Raw genomic sequence first — 19,611 nt, 5'->3', positions numbered from 1 at the left:
GCCCTCCGGCCACGTGGACGGGGACCCCGAACGGGCGGCCCACCAGTTCCTCGCCCGGCTCCAGACCACCGACCGGCGCTGGCTGGTCGTGCTCGACAACCTCGACGTCCCCCGGCACGCGAGCGGTCTGTGGCCGCCCAGCGCCACCCCCGCCGCCGACGACGCCCCGGGACCCCAGGGCCGCCTCGTGGTCACCACCCGTCGCACCGACACCGCGCTGGCCGGTCGGGGCCGCACCTTCGTCGGCGTCGGCGCCCACGCGCCGCCGGAGTCCCCCGCTACCTGGCCACCGCGCTCCCGGGCGCCCCCGCGCAGCCAGCGCGCGGTGGCCCAGCTCAGCGGGCAGGACGGGTCGAACCAGGAGGTCGGCAGTCCGGGACCGGCGGGGTCGTGGCGGGGCCTCCTCGTAGCGGCTTCACGGCCGCCCGAGCGTACTCTCCCTGGGCACCAGCGCGAACCCCGGACGCACGCGCCGCGACTCGGCCGCGCCCTGCGCGCCGCCCTCCAGCCGGGCCAGCAGCGCGTCCACCGCGGCCCGCGCGATGGCCTGCTTGTGCGGCGCGATGGTGGTGAGGGTGGCCGTGCAGTAGCGGCCGTCCTCTATGTCGTCGAAGCCCACGACCGCGACGTCCCCGGGCACCCGCAGGCCGCGCTCGGTGAGCGTGCGCATGGCGCCGATCGCGATGAGGTCGTTGTAGCAGAAGACGGCGTCGGGAGCGGCCCCCGAGTCCAGGAGGCGGGCCATCGCCTGGGCGCCGTCCCGGCGGGTGTAGCCGTCGGTGGTGGCCACCAGCGCGTCGTCCGCCGCCGCACCCGCCGCGGTCACGGTCTCGCGCCATCCGCGCAGGCGCAGGTGGGCGGGCTGGCGCGAGCGGTCGTGGCGGGCGCCGATGAAGGCGATGCGGCGGCGGCCCAGGTCGAGCAGGTGCCGGGTGGCGGTGCGGGCGGCGGCCACGTTGTCGATGGCGACGTGGTCGTAGGGCGCGTCGTACTCGCGCTCGCCCAGCAGCACCAGGGGGGCGTCGTGCTCGCGCGCGAGCAGGTCCTCGTTCTCCAGTTCGATCGGGCTCAGGATCAGCCCGTCGATCAGCCGGGCGCGCAAACCCTGCGCGAACAGCACCTCCTGGTCCCTGCGGCCGTAGGTGTGGTCGAGCAGGACGATGCGGTCGAGCCCGGCGGCGTAGTTGATCACGGCGTCGGCGAGTTCGGCGAAGTAGGGGTTGCCCAGTTCGGGCAGGGCCAGCGCGATGATGCCGGTGCGGCCCTTGCGAAGGTGGCGCGCGGTCAGGTTGGGCCGGTAGCCGAGTTCGTCGATGACCTGCTGCACGCGCTGGCGGGTGGCGGGTGTGACGTGGCGGTAGCCGTTGACCACGTTGGACACCGTCTTGACCGAGACGCCCGCGCGCTCCGCGACGTCCTTCAGGCTGATGGCCACAGCGCCTCCTCCGCACATGGCGCACACGTGAACCCGTGCGTTTTCGGGCGATTTTTCTATCGTTATACAGCACAGGACGGCTCCCCGTGCAACGCTCCTGCCCAGCGGATCTCCCGTTCGTGCGCTCCAGAGCCTTTCTGGTCAGGGTTTTCCCAGATGACTTTCCGGGTCTGGACAGGCCGATGTGACTGTGCTCTCATCATGTGGAAACCGGTTTTCTCACGTTGTAAAGAACACGACGACGCCGCACACGGTCTCTTTCCCCGGGCCGCCACGTCCCGTGGCCGCGTGCGGATCGGATCTCCCCCCTCCGGAGGCCCCCATGAGACGCCGCTCCTCCGAACCCCCCGCCGGACCGACTCCCCGCACCCCCTCCGCCGACCGCCCCGCCGGGCACGGCCGCCCCCGCGCCGCCGCGCTCCTCCGGGCGGCCCTGGCCTCGCTCCTGCTCCTGCCCTTCACCGCCGTGAGCCCCGCGGCGGCCGACGACTGGGCGCCCGTCGAGCCGCCGATGACCACTCCCTGGACCGACGAGGTCTCCCCGGACAACGCCCTGCCCGAGTACCCGCGCCCGCAGATGGTGCGCGAGGACTGGCTCAACCTCAACGGACTGTGGGAGTGGGCCCCCGCCCGGGAGGGCGAGGCCCCGCCCTTCGGCCGGACGCTGGACCGCGGGATCCTCGTCCCCTACCCCGTGGAGTCCGCGCTCTCGGGCATCGCCGAGGACCACGACCGCATGTGGTACCGCCGCACCTTCACCGTCCCCGACTCCTGGGACGGGCGCCGGGTCGTCCTCAACTTCGACGCCGTCGACTGGCGGGCCCGCGTCTGGGTCAACGGCACCGAGGTCGGGGAGCACTCCGGCGGCTACGACCGCTTCTCCCTCGACGTCACCGACGCCCTGCGCGAGGGCGGCAACGAGGTCGTCGTAGGCGTGCACGACCCCACCGACGGCGGCGGCCAGCCCGTCGGCAAGCAGCGCGACGAGCCCGGCGGCATCTTCTACACCTCCTACACCGGCATCTGGCAGACCGTCTGGCTGGAACCGGTCGCGCCCGCGCACACCACCCGGGTCGACCTCACCCCGGACCTGCCCGGCGAGACACTCGAGGCCGTCGTGCACGCCGAACGCGCCCGGGGGGCCACCGCCAGGGTCACCGTCCTGGACGGCGACACCGTGGTCGGCACCGCCACCGGCGCGCCCGGGACCGAGATCGCCGTCCCCGTCCCCGACCCCAGGCTGTGGTCGCCCGACGACCCCTTCCTCTACGACGTGGAGGTCACCCTGGAACGCGGCGGGCGGGTGCACGACCGCGTGGAGAGCTACGCGGGCATGCGCTCCATCGGCACCGAGGAGGTCGACGGGGTGCTGCGCCCCGTGCTCAACGGCGAGTACGTCTTCCAGGTGGGCACCCTCGACCAGGGCTACTGGCCCGACGGCGTCTCCACCGCCCCCACCGACGAGGCGCTGAGGTTCGACATCCAGGCGCACCTGGACCTCGGCTACAACACCATCCGCAAGCACGTCAAGGTCGAACCCGACCGCTGGTACCACTGGGCCGACCGCATGGGCCTGATCGTCTGGCAGGACATGCCCTCCATGGCGCACGCCCCGGACCAGGCCGCGCAGGAGCAGTTCGAGACCGAACTGCGTGAGATGGTCGACCAGCACCGCAGCTTCTCCTCCATCACCCAGTGGATCCCCTTCAACGAGGGCTGGGGCCAGTACGACGGGGCCCGCATCGCCGACGAGGTCGCCGCCATGGACCCCTCGCGGCTGGTCACCGGCGCATCGGGCTGGTACGACACCGGCAACGGCGACGTCATCGACTCCCACGTCTACGTGGGGCCCGGCGATCCGACCCCGGCCACCGACGAGCGGATCTCGGTGCTCGGCGAGTTCGGCGGTCTGGGGCTGCGGGTCCAGGGCCACGAGTGGAGCCCCGGCGACGGCTTCGGCTACGCGATGGTCTCCGACGGCGAGGCGCTGACCCACCGCTACGTCGGCCTGATGGCGGGCGTGCAGCGGTTGGAGCGCACCAACGGGCTCTCGGCCTCCATCTACACCGAGATCACCGACGTCGAGAACGAGCTGAACGGCCTGTGGACCTACGACCGCCAGGAGCTGAAGGTCGACGCGGACCAGGTCAGGGCCGCGCACGAGGACCTGATCGCGGGCCGCCCGATCGGCGGCACGGTCGACCTGCCAGAGGACGACTACCGGTCGCTGCGGGTCACCACCCCCGGCCACACCGACCGCTACGTCCGCCACCAGGACGCGCTGGGCTTCACCGAGCCCGTCGACGGCTACAGCTCCGACCTGCTCAAACAGGACGCCACCTGGCGGATCGTCGCGGGTCTTGCCGACGAGTCCTGCTACTCGCTGGAGTCGCGCAACCATCCCGGCGAGTACCTGCGCCACCGCGAGTCCCGCGTGTACCGCGAGGCCCCCGACGGCTCGGAGCTGTTCCGCCGGGACGCCACCTGGTGCGCCGTTCCCGGGCTGTCCGGGACCGGGGTGTCGCTGCGCTCCTACAACTTCCCCGACCAGTACCTGCGCCACCACGACTCCGAGCTGTGGCTGGCCGGAATGGGCGGCCCCGAGCCCTACGAGACATCCCACCTGTTCTTCGAGGACGCCAGCTGGGCGGTGGAGGACCCCTGGGCGGCGCCGTGAGCGCGGCCCCGCCGCTGACCGGCGGCTGACAGAGCGCCCACACGGCGCCGCCGCGGCACGCACACCCGGCTCGCGCAGCGCTCACACCGGGCGCGCACGGCGCTTGCCGACCACTGACGGACCACCGACCACGACCGGGGGCCGGTGTCGGCGCCGCCCCGCGCACCGCCGACACCGGGCCACCCGGCGGGGCCGTGCTCCCACGGCCCCGCCGCCCCCTCCGTGCGCGACCCCGCGTGACCACACGACCGACACCGCTCGACGGCGACCCGCGCGGGCGCTCCTTCCCAGGTGGAGACTGCACATGACGGCACCACCCTTCGACCGGGCCGCGAACCCCCCGCGCGGACCGGTACTGGTCCTCAGCGCGCTCGCCTGAGCCGCGCTGACCCTGGCGGCCACCTCCTGCGCGCGCGGAGAAGACGAGGCGGCCGGGTCCGCGCAGTCCTCCGGCGACCCCTCCGCCCAGGCGCAGGTGCTCGACGACGCGGCCGGGAGCGCGGAGACCCGCACCGTCGGCCAGTACGGCGGCGAGGAGTTCGACCTCGCCGACACGACGGTGTGCTCCTCCCAGTCCGAGGCCGAGTCCAACCCGTTCCGCATCACCGAGACGGCCTCCATCGAGGCCGAGGCCGAGGAACGCGGCGTCGAACTGCTCACCGCCAACGCCCAGTCCGACTTCGCCCAGCAGATCAGCGACGTGCAGGGCCTGATCTCCCAGAGCGCGGAGCTGCTCGTCATCGCCCCGCTCAACTCCGACGGGTGGGAGCCGGTACTCGCCGAGGCCCAGCGCGAACAGATTCCCATCATCACCATCGACCGCCAGATCAACGGCGATCCCTGCCAGGACTACGCCACCTTCATCGGCTCGGACTTCGTCGAGCAGGGCCGCCGCGCCGCCGACCGGGGTTCGTCTCCGGCTCGCCCGCGGGCGTGCTGCTGCTCGCCGTCATCCAGAACACCGTCAACGCCGTGAGCGGCCTGTCCTCCGCCTACCAGCAGGTGGTCAGCGGGGCGTTCCCGGTCGTGGTGGTGCTGGCGCAGAACCACCTCAGCGGGAGGCACCAGCGGGAGTGACCCGGGTCGCGCCCGCGGTCCAGTACCGCGTCCGAGGCCGTCCAGCGGGCCGTCCAGCGGTGTGTCGAGTCCGCCCTCCCATCCTCACGGTGACGGCCGCACCCGTGCGGAACAGCTGGGAGGGAGCTTCGGATGGGGAACTCGGAATGGGCGCGCGCGCCGATCGGGATGGACGCGGGGCGGTGGACCACCTGGGACGGGTGCCGCCGCGTGCTGGCCGTGGCGTGCACGGTCGCCGACGCGCAGCGGCTGATGGACCCGGTGGCGACCGTGGCCTCCGACCCGCGCGTGCAGGTGGTCTTCACGGCCGCGCCCGACCAGGTGTTCGGGGCCGGGCTCGCCGCCTGGCTGGCGCGGGCCGGGGTCGTGGCGGTGCCCTGGCAGCAGGCTGTCAACACCCGCTTCGACCTGGCCCTGGCGGCCAGCGCCAGCCGCGTCCTGGACCGGGTCCACGCGCCCGTGGTGCTGTTCGCGCACGGCGTGGGCTTCAACAAGCTCACCCCCGCCCACCCGGGCGGACGGGGCGCGCTCGGCCGCACCACCTACGGCCTGGGACGCGAGGGCCTGGTCCGGGACGGCCGCCTGGTCGCGGAGCGGATCGCGCTCGCCCACGACGACGAGGCCCTGCGCCTGGCCTCCGCGTGCCCCGAGGCGGTCGGCGGCGCCCGTGTCGTGGGGGACGCCGCCGCGGACCGGATCCTGGCCTCCTTGGAGCGGCGCCCGTGGTGCCGGTCCCAGCTCGGGCTGGGCCCCGACGACGTGTGGGTGGTGGCGGCCTCCACCTGGGGGCGCTCGTCGCTGCTGGGGTCGCGGCGGCCCCTGCTCGAACGCCTGGTCGTGGACGCGGTCTCCGCGGCCTGCCGGGTCGGTCTGCTCGTGCACCCGAACGTGTGGGCCGCCCACGGCGACTGGCAGGTGCACCAGTGGCTGGGCCCGCTCATCGCCCAGGGGCTGGAGGTGGTGCCGGTCGACGCCGAATGGGCCAGCGCCCTGGCCGCCGCCGACGCGGTGGTGGGGGACCACGGCTCCACCACCGTCTACGCCACCCTGACCGGACGGCCGGTGCTGGTGGCCGACGACGGGCGGGCGGACGTGGACACGGCCTCGCCCATGGGGCAGGTCCTGCGCACCCTTCCGGCCGTGCGCGGGGAGGCCCCGCTCGTGGGCCGCGCCCTGGGCTCCGTGGGGGAGGCCGAGCGGGAGGCGCTGCGCGCCGTGGCCGCGCGGATCACCTCCCACCCCGGCCGCTTCGCCCAGCGCACGCGCACGGTGCTCTACGAGGTCCTGGGATTGGACGAACCCGACATCCTGCCCGCCGCGCGCCCGCTGCGCCCGCTGGGCTGGGACATGCGCGGGTGGGCGGCGTGACCCCGGAGGCCTCCCCGGCACGGGGCGGGCCGAGGGGCGCCGCCGAGTCCGGGGAGCACGCGTTCACCGCCGACCCGTCCCGGGGACGCCCTCCCTTGGGAACGGGGGCCTACGCTCCGGCCCGGGAGTACGTCCTCGTGGTGCCGGGCGCCCCCGACCCGCTCCGGGGGCGCCTCGCCGCCGGGCCGGACACCCCCCTCGTCGCGGACCCGTGCCGCCCGGCCGACCGGTCGGACATCGCCGACGTCCTCCTGTGCGGCTGCGGGCACGCGGCCCCCTCCCCGGAGGAGGCGGGGCGCGCGCTGCTGCGCGCCCACCCGGGCTGCCTCCTGGCCGCCGTGCACGGTCCCGACGGCCGGGGCGTCCTGACCACCCCGTGGGGGCTCGTCCTGGTCACGCCGCTCGCCCGCGCCGGACGGGCCGAGCGCGGCGAGCACCTGTGGGGGACGGCCGCGGCCGCGGCCCTGGTGTACGCGTGGCTGGTCGGCGGTCGCGACCTGACGGCGCTGCCCGGCACCGTGCTCAGATCCGCGCGGAACCCGCCCCTGCCCTCACGGCCCGGGACCGGCGCGGACGGCGGCCCGGCTCCGGAACGCGCCCCGGTCCCGGGACGGCCGCCCGTCCACGAGGTGTACGTGCGCGCCGAACCCCGGTGACGGGGTCATCCCAACGCCTCCAGGCGTCCCTCCACACGCAGTCTGGCCGGGTCCGTGGGCGGCAGCAGCCCCACCGCCCCCTCGTAGGCCTCGCGGGCCCGGCCGGGCTCCCCTCGGCGTTCGGCGAGTTCCCCGATCGCCTCCAGTGCCTTGACCTGGCCGGAGGCCGAGCCGCGCTCGCGCATCACCTCCAGCGCCCGCTCCAGTTCCTCCGAGGCTGGGGCGAACTCCTCCATGGCCGCGAGGACGGTGCCCAGGACGATCCGGGTCCGGGCCTGGTTGTAGGCGTCCCCGTCCAGGAGGGGGAGGGCGCGCTCCAGGGCCAGGCGGGCCGGGTCGAACTCCCCGAGGGCGTGGCGGGCCCGGCCGAGCATGAACAGGCTGATGGCCAGGTTGTGTGCGACCCCGGTCCGCTCGTCCGTCGTCACCGCCCGGGCGAGGTGGTCGGCGGCCTGTCCGGGGAGGTTGTTCTGGAAGGCCACGGTGCCCCGGCGCTGCTGGGTCTGGGCCAGGCGTTCCAGGTCCCGGTGGCGCCGCCAGACCCGTTCGGCGGCGTCCAGGTCGGCCATCGCCTCCTCGACACGGGAGAGGTGGCTGTGCACGAGCGCGCGGTTGTTCAGCAGCCGCGCGACCGTCGTCTCCTCCAGTCCGGCCGAGGGCTCCCCGAGCACGGGCGCGGCGGCGCGCAGCCACAACCGCGCCTGGCCGTGGTGCAGGAACAGCGACCACAGGCCGTCCAGCAGGCGCGGCACGTGCTCGTGCGCTCCCAGCTCCGGCGCCAGTTCGGCCAGGGCGGCGAGGTTGTCGCGCTCCCGGTCGAGCCAGGCCGTGGCCTGCGCTGCGTCGGTGAAGGGGGAGCCCGGCACCGCCCGGTTGCCCGCGTAGGGCCGCAGCACGGCGTCGGCCGACACCGCCAGGTCGGCGTACCCGGACACCAGCCGCGTCAGCGACCGGCGGCGGGCGCCGGACTCCTCCTCGGCCTCCGCCTTCTCCGCGGCGTGCAGGCGCAGCAGGTCGTGGAAGGCGAAGCGCTCGGCGCTGTGCTCGGTCAGCAGGTGGTGGCGGGTCAGGGCGGCCAGCCCCGCCTCGCACTCGGCCACCGGGCGGCCGGTGAGGCGGGCGGCCAGCTCACCGGTGACGTCGGGGCCCGGGTGCCAGGCCAGACGCCGGTAGAGCAGGGCGGGAAAGTCCGACAGGGAGGCGTAGGACAGATCGAAGGCGTTGCGCACGGACACGTCCATACCCATTTCCCTGCTCGCGGTGTCCAGGTGGTCGAGCCGACGGGGAGCGGAGCGCAGGCGCCGCTCGGTGTCCCGCCAGGTCCGGCTGCGGCTGCCGTGGTCGACGGCGACCGTGCACACGGCCACCGGCAGCGCCGAACACAGGGAGACGACGCCGTGCATGGCCTCCCGGTCGGCCTCTCCGGCGGGGGAGCGGCCGCTGAGCTCCGAGAGCAGGGCCACGCCCTCGGCCCCCGTCATCGGCGGCAGGTCGACGAACTGTCCGCCGTCCAGGCGCAGCCCGGCCAGCCGCAGGCGCGTGGTGACCACGACCGTGCCGCGGTCTCCTCCGGGCAGCAGGGTGCGGACCTGGGCCGCGGACAGGGCGTCGTCCAACAACAGCGCGACGGGCGCGTGCGCGGTGGCCGACCTCCACCAGGCCGCGCGTGTGGCGAGGTCCGCAGGTGCCGTCCCGATCTGCACGCCCACGGCGCGGAGCAGCACGTCCAGCACGTCGTGGGGATCGGCGGGCGGTCCGGGCGAGAAGCCGTGCAGGTCCACGAACAGCTGCCCGCCGCCGCCCAGTTCCGGGTGCGCGCGCAGGAACTCCGCCGCCAGGGCGGACTTGCCCACCCCCGCCGAACCCGTGATCACCACCAGGGCGTGGCGGCCACGGGCGTGGGCGCGCGACACGGCCGCCTCCAGCGCCCGCATCGGGCGGGGCCGGTCCACGAAGACGGCGGGCGCGGCGGGGAGTTGGCGGGGGACGCGGTCGGCCTCGGGTGCCAGGTGCAGGTTCACGTCCCCGTGGATCGAGCCGACCTGGACGGCGGTTCCGCTGATGTCGCCGCGCACGGTGTTGGTCCGGGTGCTCGGGTCGGGGGTCGGGGAGGTGTGACCGGGGGAGTCCACGTGGTCTCCTAAAACACCTGTGACAAATGGTGTGTAAGGGGCTCAGGGTGCAGGCCGAGTTCAGGTAATTATTTTTTGGCGCTGATTTATTTTCCCTGACAAGTGGCTCCTCGAAACCGTCGTGTGCTCGGGGTCCGATTGTAGCCGTGCATTTGCACGTGCGCATGCTCGGTGCCTCGAAGGATGCGGGTGTGTGGTCAGTCGAAACGCGGTCCAGAAAAAGGAAAAGGGCCCAACGCCAACAGCGTCAGGCCCTACCGCTCAAGCTGGCCCAAAGGTCAGCCAAGCACCACCATTGGGGCAAGCGGGGCCTCCCAAATGTAAGCCCAGGTGTGCGGAGCCACGGCAAGGAGGGAACCCAGGAGGAGTACGCTTATTACCTTCATCGCCATCTTTCGCGTCGGGCCCCTGCGTCGCGCTCGAAGCAGTGTCAGGGGTCGGTCGTGGCGCGATGAAAAGAGGGACGCCCCAGGTGCTACTGGGGCGTCCCGTCTTTTACCGCAAAGAGCACATGTCACTCACATGACTCCAGGCTGGTGTCAGCCTGGCTAAGTGTACCGATTGCACCCTGGGATTTGGGCCAGGTAGAAGCCTGTTTTTATCGCTTCGGTAAGGTGTCAAGCAGTGACCGCACGACCTGTGCCTCGGGTGAACCGAGTTCGGTGAAGATCGCCTCGGACCGGATCAGGCTCGTGCGTCCTTCGCGCACTTCGCCGTGCGAGCTCAGGTGCTGGCCCAGGGCACGTAGAGCCTCCGCTCGTTCCTTGCGCAGACCGTGTTGCTCGGCCGTTGCGGCCGCCTTCCGCAGGTACGTGCCCACGAGACCGCTGTCTCCGTCCGTTGCTTCGATGCGGGCCAGCCCCAACATGCTGTCAACGGCCGCCAGGGGATTGAGGAACTCGCCCATGGCCAGGCCGCGGCGGAAGTAGGACCGGGCCTCAGCCAGCTGTCCCGTGGCGGTTTGGGCGGTCCCCAGGGTCGTCAGGACCGTGCCCGTCGTCCACGGGTCGCGGAAGGTCTCGAGGATTTCCAGGGCTTTCCGGAGGCACGGCACGGCTTGCTCCGGTCGCCCTCTCTGGAGGGACAGCTCGCCCATGTTCGTCAGTGCGAACGCCTCCTTGCGCCTGTCGCGGCGTTGGCGGGCCGTGGTCAGGACCATCTCGCACAGCGCCCAGGCCTGACGGTGGTACCCCAGTTGCTGGAAGGCACCCGCCAGGTTGATCCGCACCTCCATGAGCAACTGCGGGTCCCGCGAGCGTTCCAGTACCGCGGCGGCGTCGCTGAGGTCGGCGATCGCCTCGTGGGAAGCGCTTATCGAAAGGTGGCACAGTCCGCGCACACGCAGGCAGAACACTATGCCGGGGCGGTGTCCGCGCTCCTCGAACGTCTCCAGTGCCCGTTCGACCAGGGCCCGACCTCCGGCGTAGTCGTTGCCTACAAAGGAGATCATCGCCCGCTGGGCCACGGCCCACGCCTGTCCCAGGACGTCCCCCGCCTCAGACCACCGCTCATGGGCCGAACGGCTGTGCTCCCCGGCGCGTTCCAGCTCTCCCACGCGCAGAAGGGCGCGGGCCAGGTCGAAGTGGGCCCTGGCCCGCTCGCGGTCCTCCCCCCGCTCGCTCGCCCACTCCACCATGGCGGTGTGCAGGGTGACCGCCTCGGACCAGGGACCGTGCGCGTCCATGTGGTCGCACAGCACCCGCGCCAGCCGCAGGGCGGTGCGGCCCGCGCCGTGCCGGTCCGCCTCCGACAGCATGGTGAGCACGGTCGCCAGTTCGCGCCGGAACCAAGCCATGGCCCTCTCCTCCGGCCATCGCTCCCCGATGGGAAGCGGCTCGTGGTCGTCGCGTCCCGGCCGGTGCGGGTGCAGGGCGTGGTCGGCCCGGCTCGTCAGCGACAGGTAGGCAGCGTGCATCCTCTGCCTGGCCGCTTGGGCCCGTTCCGGGGACAGACCGTCGCGCGCGCGGTGGCGTGCGTGGACCTGGAGCAGCGCGTGCATCTCGAAGCGGTCGGGTTCGGGCTCGTCCAGCAGGTGGGCGCTGACCAGGTCCACGAGGGCCTGCCGTGAAGCGTGCTCGTCGGGGCCGACCAGCGCCGCCGCCACCCGCCCGTCCATACCGCGGGTGGGGTGCAGACCCAGCAGGAGGAAGGCGTCACGGGCCTCCGGGGCCATGGCGTCCACGGACACGTCGAAGATGCGTGAGAGGTCCCGGCCCCCCACCCGGAAGGCGTTCAACCCCGGTTGGGAGGGCGAGGGCAGCCGGTGCAGCAGGTCGTGCGGCGACCACGACGGATGGAACTGGGCCAGGTTGGCCACCAGCCCGACGGCTATCGGCAGCCTGTCGCACCGTTCGATGATCTCGGCGAGGGTGTCGGCCTCCTCCTCGCCCCACGGCCGGTCGAGGGCGCCGGTGAACATCTCGGCGCACTCGTCGTCGGAGGGGAGCCCGAGCGGCAGGTGGTCGGCGCCCTCCACCTCCGGGAGGAAGAGGCGGCTGGTGATCACCACGGCGCACCGGGTTCCGCTGGGGAGCAGGGGAAGGACCTGTTCGGCGCTGGCGGCGTCCTCCAGGAGGAGCAGAAGGCGCATCGACCGCGTGTGCTCGCGCCACAGCGCGACGCGTTCGGCCAGGCTCAGCACGGTGGGCGGCACCGGCACGCGCAGCAGGCGCATGAGTTCGGTGAGCGCCTCCTCCGCGCTCAGCGGAGCGGCCCGCTCGTCGTGCCCGCGCAGGTCCACCGACAGGCGCGCGTCGGGGTAGAGGTCCTTGACGCGGTGGGCCACGTGCAGGCTCAACTGGCTCTTGCCCACCCCCGCCATCCCGCAGACGACCCACAGGTGCGCGAACCCGGACTCCGTCTCCCGCAGCCGCGAGCAGAGCAGGCGCGTCTGCGCGGTGCGTCCCCGGAAGCGCCGGGGGGCGCGCGCCAGGTTGTCCACGATCGTGCGCGGCCCCCCGGCCGTGGGCGGCGGGGCCTGCGGCCCACCGTCCCCGTCCGGCCCACCGTCCCCGTCCGAGCCACTACCCCCCGCCGGACCGGCGGTGGCCCGCAGCAGCAGTTCGAACCGACGCCGCAGTGCGGGTGAGGGGTCCACGCCCAGCTCCTCCGACAGCCGCTCCCGCAGCCGCTGGTAGGCCGCGAGGGCGTCGGCGGTCCGGCCCAGGGCGTGCAGCCCGTGCAGGAGGTGGCCGTGCAGGGACTCGTTGACGGGGTAGGCGACCAGAGCCGAACCCAGGACCTCCACCGCCTCCGCGTGGTCGCCCTCGGCGATGGCCAGCGAGGCCCACACCGCCAGTGCGTCCTGGTGGGAGCGTTCCATGGCCACACGCAACTGCTCGACCCAGCGTCCGCCCACGCCCGCCAGGGGCGGCCCCTTCCACAGCGCCAGCGCCTCCTCCAGGGCCGTGCGCGCCTCGGCGGACCGGCCCGCCTGGTGCAGGGCGCGGGCGCGTGAGCGCAGGCTCCGGAAGCGCTCCCAGTCCAGCGCCTGTGCGGGGAGGCGCAGCAGGTAGCCCTCGGCGGTGTGGGTGAGGACGGTGCGGTCCAGCCCCGCCGACTCCAACTTGCCCCGCAGGCGGGTGACGTAGGTGTGCAGTGTGCTGCGGTAGCCCTCCGGGGGAGAGCCGTTCCAGAGCCGGTCGGCCAATTCCCGAAGGGGCAGCCGTGCCGGGCTGGTCAGCGCCAGGGCGGCAAGGAGCGCGCGCTCCTTGCCGGTGGTCGGGGTGACCTGGCGTCCTTCGCTGCTCAGATGGATGGAACCCAGAACGCAGAGTCTCACCGGCGGATCCTTGTTGGGAAGTGCCCCCGTTTATCGCTCTCGCTTATATGTGTGCCCCGCTGGGATTTTTGAAACTTCTTTCGGCCCCTTTGTAATGGTGCTCGATATTCTGCACGTGCATTTTCTGGTGAAAGTACTTTTTGGTAATATCGAATGTTGTCTGAGGTGGTCTGTGTGGTTTCTGTGTGCCCGGATGGCGGTGGGTTTTCCTGTTCCCTCCTCCGGTATGCGTGCTGGTGAGCGTGCTGCCGGTGGTCCGCCGTGCGCTGCGGAGCCGCATCGCGAGGCTGCTTTTCCGGGGTTCGCGTGCACGGCGGTGACGCGAACCGGGGACGGCCGGACGCGTGCCCGCGGCGCGCGCTCCACCGAGGCGCCGATCGCCCGCCCGGTTCCACCGGTCCCGCCTTTCCCGTGCGGCGCGGTCGTGCCGCACCGGTGTTTCCCGGAGGGCTGATGACACGGCCTGACACGTCCTCCGCCCTCCCCGCGTCGCCTCGCCCCACGGGTGCCGTTCTCCCCTCCGCGCACGGAGAACGGCGCGGTGGGCCGACCGCGGCCGCGCCCCGCCGGTCCGGCGCGCCCGCTCGGGGGCCGGTGTGGCAGTCCCCACTCCGGCTGGAGCGGGGGGTGTACCGGGGCGGGTCCGGCGGCGGCTACGGTGCTGTTGGGCACAGGACGAGCGCCGCGCCGCTCCGTGTGGCCCTTTTCTTTGTCGGTAGCTTCTTGCGGCCCCGTTCCGGGGCATCCTCCGGGAGGAACTGGTGAACAGCGGCAACCCCCCTGCACGGGACATGCGCCTGATCGTGACCGGAGGGGGAACAGGCGGACACACCTACCCGGCCCTCACCGCCGTCCGCGCCCTGCGTGACCGGCTGGCGGCGTCCGGGGTCGCCCTGAGCGTGCTGTGGGTGGGCACGGCGGACAGCCTGGAGTCCCGGGTGGCCGCGGCCAACGGGATCGCCTTCGAGCCGGTCGCGACCGGCAAGATCCGGCGCTCGAAGAATCCCCTCAAACTCGCCTCCCGGGCCAACATCAAGGACATGAGCAACGTCCCCCGGGGCGTCGCGCAGGCCCGCGCGCTGGTCTCGGACTTCGCCCCCGACGTGGTGCTGGCCACCGGCGGCTACGTTGCCGTGCCCGTGGGCCTGGCCGCGAAGATGTGCCGCCGCCCCCTGGTGGTGCACGAGCAGACGGTCCGGCTGGGCCTGGCCAACAAGGTCCTCGCCCGCGTCGCGGCCCGTGTGGCGGTGTCCTCCCCGTCCACGACCGAGCTGCTGCCCGACTCCGCGCGCGACAACGCGGTCATCACCGGCAACCCGGTGCGCCCCGAGGTGCTGACCGGGCAGGCCGACCGGGCGCCCAAGGAACTCGGGTTCACCGGCTACGACTCCTCGCTGCCCACCGTCTACGTCACGGGCGGGGCGCAGGGGGCCGTGCAGATCAACGGCATGGTCCGCGACATCCTGCCCTGGCTGCTCGCGCGCGCCAACGTCGTGCACCAGTGCGGTCCGGCGAACCTGGAGGAGGCCCGCCGCAGCGCGGCCCAGCTCCCGCCCGGCCTCGCCGAGCGGTACCACCTGACCGACTTCGTCGGCCCCGAACTCCCCGACGTGCTGGCGCTGGCCGACTTGGTGGTCTCCCGCAGCGGCGCGGGGACGATCGCGGAGCTGACCGCGCTGGGCAAGGCCGCCGTGTTCGTTCCGCTGGCGTCGTCGGCGGGCGACGAGCAGCGCCACAACGCCCGCCACCTCCAGGAGTCGGGCGCTGCGGTGGCCCTGCTGGACCGGGTCGACGCCCAGGGGCTCCAGGCGGCGGTGGAGCCGCTGCTGGCCGACCCGCGGCGGCGCGAGCGGATCGCGGAGCGGGCCCGCGAGCACGGGCGTCCCGACGCCGCCGACCGGCTGGTGGACGTCCTGCTCGCCGCTGCCCGGGGTTAGCGGGCGCGGAGGGCGCCGCCGGGTCGGCGTGCTCCGGCTCCGGTCCCGTCGCGGCCCGCACGCGGGTCGCGGCAACCGAGTCCCCGACGGGCGGATCGTCGGCCCGCCCGCGGGCGGGCGCGGTGAACCGTTCCGTTCAGATCCAGCCGTGTTCGGCGGCGATGTGCGCGGCCTCGTGCCGGTTGGCGGCGTCGAGCTTGGCGACGGCGGCCGCGAGGTAGTTGCGCACCGTCCCCCGGGAGAGCGAGACGCGCCGGGCGATCTCCTCCACGGGCGCGCCGTCGCGGGCCAGGGCCAGCACGTCGGCCTCGCGCGGGCTGAGCGGGGAGTCGCCCGCGCTGATCGCCTCGGCCGCGAGTTCGGGATCGACGTAGCGGCCCCCGGCCGCGACCTTGCGCACGACCTCGGCGAAGGTGCGCGAGGACACGGTCTTGGGCAGGAAACCGCTCACACCCGCCGCGAGCGCCGACTTCAGGTAGCCGGGACGGCCGTGGGACGTGACGATGACGCACCGGCACCCGGGCAGCTCGGCGGCGAGCCTGCGGGCGATCTCGATGCCGTCGGGTCCGGGCAGCTGCAGGTCGAGCAGTGCCACGTCGGGTCGGAGCTTGAGTGCCATGGCCAGCGCCTCGTCGCCGGAGGCCGCCTGGGCGACGACCTCGAAGTCCTCCTCCAGGTCGAGCAGTCCGGCGATGGCGTCGCGGATGAGGTGTTCGTCGTCGGCGACGAGGATGCGTGTCATCTGGGGGCGTCCTTCGGAAGCGGGAGCGCGGCGTCGAGCAGGAACCAGTCTCCGTCACGGTGCACCGTGACGTGTCCGCCGAGCGCGTGCAGGCGCTCGGACATCGCGCGCAGCCCGGTGCCCCCGCCGTCCCGCGCGGACCTCGGGGGACCTGCTCCGTCGTTGGCGATGGTCAGGTGCACCTCCCCGCCCTCGTTCGCGGTGGCGATGGTGACCTGGGTGGCCGAGGCGTGGCGCAGCAGGTTGGTGACGCCCTCGCGCACGACCCACGCCAGGGGCTCCGCGCACCGCTGGGGGACGGGGTCGCCGGTCACCGTGCAGCGGATGCCCGCGGACCTGAGCAGCGAACGGGCGCCCGACACCTCGTCCTCCCAGGTCGTGCGCAGCTCACCGCGTACGATGCGGCGGACCTCTGTGCCCGCCTCCTCGGCCAGCCCGCGGATCGCGGAGATCTCCGTCGCGGCCCGTTCGCCGTGGCCGCGCTGGACGAGTTCGGAGGCCAGTGAGCTCTTGACCGCGATGGCGGCCAGGGTGCGGCCGAACACGTCGTGCAGGTCGCGGGAGATGCGCAGGCGTTCGTTGGCCAGGGCGAGCGCCGCGCGGTCCTCGTGCGCGGACTGGAGTTCGCGCAGCACCCGCAGCATCCACGCGCTGGACCAGCACAGCCACAGGGCGGCGCTGACCATGACCGCCGCGACCAGCAGGAGCGTGATGTCGGCGACTCCCACGAGCGCGGCGATCAGCACCAGCACCACCGCGTTGAGCAGCAGCACCCTGCGCGAGTGCAGGACGGGGGCGAAGCTCGCGGCGGCCGAACCGATCGCCGCCGCGACCGTCATGCCCATCGCGGGCAGGGGGATCGTCAGGGTCAGCGCGACGAAGGCCGCCAGGACCAGCGCCCACGCGATGACGCCCGTGAGGGGGAGCCGCCGCGCGCGGCCGACGACGACGTCGATGCTCCACCTGGTGACGAGGATGTTCCCGAGGACCAGGACCAGGCACAGCCCACCCGCCGTGACCAGGCTGGCCAGGGGCGCTCCGGTGAGCCGGTCGACATCCACCGCGCTCCTGAGGAGGGTGCCGGACGGAAGCGAGACGGCGATGTAGGTGGACCAGCGCACGTAGGTCTCGAACCTGCGTGCGCCGACCAGCGGCGGATTGCTCATGGACGTCATTGTCGCGTCAGGTCCGCGTCGGCTGCGGACTGGAAGGGGTCAGTGCGGGTCCCGTCTTGCGGGTGCGCCACCACACCACCGCCGTGATCACGACGAGGGCGACGCAGGGGATGCCCAGGATGATCGTCCCCGTACCCGCCGACCGTTCCAGCGCGGCGTTCAGGTCGGCGTGCAGGAGGATGTAGATGAGGAAGGAGAGCGTGTTGTTCAGGGCGTGCCAGACGATCGATACCTCGATCCCCCCGGTGCGCCAGGTGACGAGGGCCATGCTGGCGCCGATCACGAAGAACAGGACGTTGTGCCACAGGTCACCGGAGAGGTGGACCACGGCGAACACCAGGCTGGAGACCAGGACGGCGACGACCAGCGCCGTGCGCGGTCCCCGGCTCCAGCTCCCGGCGACCCGGAAGACGAGTCCGCGGTAGCCGTACTCCTCACCGGCCCCCTGCAGGGGCGTCAGAACGAGGGTGAGGGCGAACATGCTGAGCAGGCTGACGGGCGACCAGGGGACCTGCTCCTGGGGCTTGAGGACGAACAGGGCGATCGAGACGGCCAGCCAGAGGGGGCCCGTGAACAGGAGTGCCCGGCCGAGCAGGTCGAACCGGAAGCTCGACAGCACCGAGTGCAGCGAGGCGCCCTTCACCCCGTAGAGCCACCGTTGCAGGAACATGCTCCACGGGATGAGCAGGGCGATCGAGAACAGGTTGGCGGCGTGGAAGAGCGGCGTGTAGTCGGTGCCGCCGAAGGTCGGGTTGGTCCTGCCCATCAGGCTGTCGACGAAGGCGGCGGCCGCTGCGACGGCGACGCCGAAGGCGAACATCCCCACAACCAGGAGCGTGATCGCGAGGACCCCCCGTCCGATCCGGGGTTTGTCCCCGGCGAGTACCCGGTGGTACTCCACGCCCGGCGGGACGGGTCGCGGGCCGCCGCGGCGCGGGTGCGGCGCGGCCGGGCCGGAGGGCGTGCGCGTGGGATCCTGCGCCCCGCCCGCACCTGAGGCCGCGGAGAAGGGGGCCTCCGTCTGGGGGAGGGGCACGCGGGGCGAGGAGCTGTCGTCGCTGTGCATGGTTCGACGCTAGTACGGAGCGTGATCGCCGCAGGGTGCCGCGGGTCACGGGTTCCCCCTGCGTTCCGCACGGGCCGGGCATGACATCTGTCATGCGCCGACGGGGCTCGCGCCGCCCGGGCGCGCACCGGCCGTATGTCGGCGGGGACGTCTAGCATCGGCCCCATGACCACTCTGTCCCAGCTGCGCGAGGCCGCGCTCGCCCTTCCGGAGGCCGAGGAGGACACCCGCTTCGGCACGGTCGCGTTCTCGGTGCGGGGCGGGGACTTCGCCTCGGCGACCGGGGACGGCCGGGTGCTGCTCCACCTCCCGGACGCCGAGGTCGAGGCCGCGCTCTCCGCGCACCCGACGGGGGAGCGGTGGGAGCGTGCGGGCACGCCCGTCGGCTTCTGCGTGCCCCTGGCCGACGTGAACGGCAAGGAACTCAACGCCCTGGTCCGGCGCGCCTGGCTGTCCCGCGCTCCCCGGCGGCTGGCCGAGGCCGCCGAGGCCGCCGCGTCGGCGGTACCGGGTGAGGTGGGGGACCTTCCCCGGGCCATCGGCGCACCGGCGACCAGGGCGCTCGCGGAGGAGGGGCTGACCACCCTGGAACGTGTCGCCGCGCTCACCGAGGCCGAACTGGGCGCACTGCACGGGGTCGGGCCCAAGGCGGTGCGGATCCTGCGCGAGGCCCTGGCCGAACGCGGACTGTCCCCGCGCTGAGCGGGCCGGACGCCCTCGGGCGCGGGCCCCGGCACGGCCGGGAGCGGAGGACGCCGGTCGGTGCGCCCTCCGACGTGGTGGGGCGCTTCGGCGGGTCGGAACGCTGCCGGGTCAGGACGTCCCGGCGGACCGGTCCGGCAGTCCGGCGGCGCGCCGCAGGCGCGCGAACTCCCCGATGAGCGGCCCCAGCTGCCAGTGCGCGTTGCGGCCGCTGGGGTTGGGCAGCAGCCACACCCGGGCGCCGCCGATCTCCGCGTCCTGGGGGCCCACCGCCGCGCGGCGTTCGGCGAAGGCCTCCCGGTAGGCGGTCACGCCCAGGACGGCCAGCCACCGGGGCCGCCACCGCAGGACCTTCCCCCGCAGCCTGCGCCCGCCCTCCACGTACTCCTCCCGGTCCAGCTCGTCCGCCTGGGCCGTGGTCCGTTCGACGACGTTGGTGATCCCCAGGCCCAGGGACAGCAGTTCGTCCTCCTCGTCCGGCCTGAGCTGGCGCGGGGTGAAGCCGGACCCGTGCAGCGAGGGCCAGAAGCGCGTACCCGGCTTGGCGAAGTGGTGCCCGACCGCGCCCGAGGTCAGACCGGGGTTGATCCCGCAGAAGAGCACGCTCAGGTCCTCGGCGATCACGTCCGGGACCAGCCTGTTCCGGGCCGCCTCCAGCTCCGCCTTGCTCGGGCCGGACCTGCGCCCGGCCGGTGCGGAGCGTGCGCGCTGGCGCTCCGCACCGCCCTTCGACACGCCCTCTGCCCGTCCGCTCGCGGAGTCCATGTGCCACCCTTCCGTGTGCGCTGTCGGTGACGCGGGGACCGCGTCGCTGTCGCGGTCACCTGCCCGGGACCACTGTGCCCCAAGCGCCGCGGGGTCGG

Annotated in this window: 13 protein-coding genes; 6 read left to right on the top strand and 7 right to left on the bottom strand. The window is 73.4% G+C overall.

The window, feature by feature from the left end; genetic code table 11:
- Positions 1 to 415: 415 nt before the first annotated feature.
- The gene (locus KGD83_RS17105) at positions 416 to 1,435 is read right to left on the bottom strand and encodes a LacI family DNA-binding transcriptional regulator (RefSeq protein ID WP_212640149.1); all 1,020 of its coding nucleotides are present in this window, start codon (positions 1,433 to 1,435) and stop codon (positions 416 to 418) included.
- 322 nt (positions 1,436 to 1,757) lie between these two features.
- Here KGD83_RS17105 and KGD83_RS17100 point away from each other — a divergent pair, with 322 nt between their 5' ends.
- The 4 genes from KGD83_RS17100 (at position 1,758) to KGD83_RS17085 (ending at position 7,213) form a co-directional block, all read left to right on the top strand.
- The gene (locus tag KGD83_RS17100) at positions 1,758 to 4,112 is read left to right on the top strand and encodes an AbfB domain-containing protein (protein ID WP_212640148.1); all 2,355 of its coding nucleotides are present in this window, start codon (positions 1,758 to 1,760) and stop codon (positions 4,110 to 4,112) included.
- A 475-nt stretch (positions 4,113 to 4,587) separates the two neighbouring features.
- On the top strand, positions 4,588 to 5,088 hold the full coding sequence (locus tag KGD83_RS17095; protein ID WP_249351912.1) for a substrate-binding domain-containing protein: 501 nt from the start codon (positions 4,588 to 4,590) through the stop codon (positions 5,086 to 5,088).
- A gap of 233 nt (positions 5,089 to 5,321) precedes the next feature.
- Entirely contained in the window at positions 5,322 to 6,557 is a 1,236-nt protein-coding gene (locus KGD83_RS17090; RefSeq protein WP_212640147.1) for a hypothetical protein, read from the top strand.
- Positions 6,554 to 7,213 carry a hypothetical protein gene (locus tag KGD83_RS17085; RefSeq protein WP_249351911.1) on the top strand — a complete coding sequence of 220 codons (660 nt, stop codon included), beginning with the start codon at positions 6,554 to 6,556 and terminating at the stop codon, positions 7,211 to 7,213. Before KGD83_RS17090 ends, KGD83_RS17085 begins: the two co-directional genes overlap by 4 nt.
- Positions 7,214 to 7,218: 5 nt before the next feature.
- Here KGD83_RS17085 and KGD83_RS17080 read toward each other — a convergent pair whose 3' ends face one another.
- Positions 7,219 to 9,345, bottom strand: coding sequence for an AAA family ATPase (locus KGD83_RS17080; protein WP_212640146.1), 2,127 nt, complete (start codon positions 9,343 to 9,345; stop codon positions 7,219 to 7,221).
- 598 nt (positions 9,346 to 9,943) lie between these two features.
- Positions 9,944 to 13,126, bottom strand: a complete 3,183-nt coding sequence (locus KGD83_RS17075) for an AfsR/SARP family transcriptional regulator (RefSeq protein WP_212640145.1) — start codon at positions 13,124 to 13,126, stop codon at positions 9,944 to 9,946.
- 791 nt (positions 13,127 to 13,917) lie between these two features.
- On the opposite strand from KGD83_RS17075, the gene KGD83_RS17070 reads away from it, so the two are divergent.
- Positions 13,918 to 15,063: a UDP-N-acetylglucosamine--N-acetylmuramyl-(pentapeptide) pyrophosphoryl-undecaprenol N-acetylglucosamine transferase gene (locus KGD83_RS17070; protein WP_394358119.1), complete on the top strand. Its 1,146-nt coding sequence runs from the start codon at positions 13,918 to 13,920 to the stop codon at positions 15,061 to 15,063.
- A gap of 136 nt (positions 15,064 to 15,199) precedes the next feature.
- On the opposite strand, the gene KGD83_RS17065 is transcribed toward KGD83_RS17070, so the two are convergent.
- The 3 genes from KGD83_RS17065 to KGD83_RS17055 are packed head-to-tail and all read right to left on the bottom strand — an operon-like array spanning position 15,200 to position 18,046.
- The gene (locus tag KGD83_RS17065) at positions 15,200 to 15,805 is read right to left on the bottom strand and encodes a response regulator transcription factor (RefSeq protein WP_212640143.1); all 606 of its coding nucleotides are present in this window, start codon (positions 15,803 to 15,805) and stop codon (positions 15,200 to 15,202) included.
- Entirely contained in the window at positions 15,802 to 16,971 is a 1,170-nt protein-coding gene (locus KGD83_RS17060) for a sensor histidine kinase (protein WP_212640142.1), read from the bottom strand. Before KGD83_RS17060 ends, KGD83_RS17065 begins: the two co-directional genes overlap by 4 nt.
- 16 nt (positions 16,972 to 16,987) lie before the next feature.
- Positions 16,988 to 18,046: a CPBP family intramembrane glutamic endopeptidase gene (locus KGD83_RS17055; RefSeq protein WP_212640141.1), complete on the bottom strand. Its 1,059-nt coding sequence runs from the start codon at positions 18,044 to 18,046 to the stop codon at positions 16,988 to 16,990.
- 165 nt (positions 18,047 to 18,211) lie between these two features.
- Here KGD83_RS17055 and KGD83_RS17050 point away from each other — a divergent pair, with 165 nt between their 5' ends.
- Positions 18,212 to 18,748: a hypothetical protein gene (locus KGD83_RS17050; protein ID WP_212640140.1), complete on the top strand. Its 537-nt coding sequence runs from the start codon at positions 18,212 to 18,214 to the stop codon at positions 18,746 to 18,748.
- 111 nt (positions 18,749 to 18,859) lie between these two features.
- Here the strand turns inward: KGD83_RS17050 and mug are convergent, their stop codons facing one another.
- Positions 18,860 to 19,405, bottom strand: a complete 546-nt coding sequence (mug, locus tag KGD83_RS17045) for a G/U mismatch-specific DNA glycosylase (RefSeq protein WP_212644470.1) — start codon at positions 19,403 to 19,405, stop codon at positions 18,860 to 18,862.
- Between the last annotated feature and the right edge of the window lie 206 nt (positions 19,406 to 19,611).

The sequence above is a fragment of the Nocardiopsis akebiae genome (assembly GCF_018316795.1).
Taxonomy (GTDB): domain Bacteria; phylum Actinomycetota; class Actinomycetes; order Streptosporangiales; family Streptosporangiaceae; genus Nocardiopsis; species Nocardiopsis dassonvillei.
The sequence above is the reverse complement of the archived record's forward strand: the minus strand, read 5'-3'. Positions and strand labels throughout refer to the sequence as shown.

Excerpts from the sequence above, each read along its gene's own strand:
- KGD83_RS17100 (WP_212640148.1), top strand. The coding sequence starts at position 1,758 with ATGAGACGCCGCTCCTCCGAACCCCCCGCCGGACCGACTCCCCGCACC.
- KGD83_RS17090 (WP_212640147.1), top strand. The coding sequence starts at position 5,322 with ATGGGGAACTCGGAATGGGCGCGCGCGCCGATCGGGATGGACGCGGGG.
- KGD83_RS17070 (WP_394358119.1), top strand. The coding sequence starts at position 13,918 with ATGCGCCTGATCGTGACCGGAGGGGGAACAGGCGGACACACCTACCCG.
- KGD83_RS17065 (WP_212640143.1), bottom strand. The coding sequence starts at position 15,805 with ATGACACGCATCCTCGTCGCCGACGACGAACACCTCATCCGCGACGCC.
- KGD83_RS17060 (WP_212640142.1), bottom strand. The coding sequence starts at position 16,971 with ATGAGCAATCCGCCGCTGGTCGGCGCACGCAGGTTCGAGACCTACGTG.
- KGD83_RS17055 (WP_212640141.1), bottom strand. The coding sequence starts at position 18,046 with ATGCACAGCGACGACAGCTCCTCGCCCCGCGTGCCCCTCCCCCAGACG.
- KGD83_RS17050 (WP_212640140.1), top strand. The coding sequence starts at position 18,212 with ATGACCACTCTGTCCCAGCTGCGCGAGGCCGCGCTCGCCCTTCCGGAG.